Annotated in this window: 1 pseudogene; it reads left to right on the plus strand. The window is 66.0% G+C overall.

Going from position 1 to position 244, the window contains the following annotated elements:
• A pseudogene (locus FQ668_RS28015) lies at positions 1-244 on the plus strand (GntR family transcriptional regulator); the annotation flags it as partial.

The raw sequence follows: 244 nt of genomic DNA on the forward strand, positions 1-244 counted from the left end.
GTTGGGCAAAGGCGAGATCGAGACGCAACTGGTGCGGCTACGCACGGACCTGCAAAAGCGTATGCAATGCCTGGCGCGTGAGCTGCAGCTGCAGTTCGGCCAGCGGGTGGCATTGGAAACGCCGGAGGGCGGTCGGACCCTGTGGGTGCGCTTTCGCCAGCCGCTGCCATGGGCGGATATTGCCGCGTCGTTGGCGGGTTCAGCGCTGCATGCAATGCCGGGCGAGCAGTTCAGCCTGCAGGGG

It is taken from the genome of Pseudomonas sp. Kh14 (genome assembly GCF_900291005.1).
GTDB lineage: Bacteria > Pseudomonadota > Gammaproteobacteria > Pseudomonadales > Pseudomonadaceae > Aquipseudomonas > Aquipseudomonas alloputida.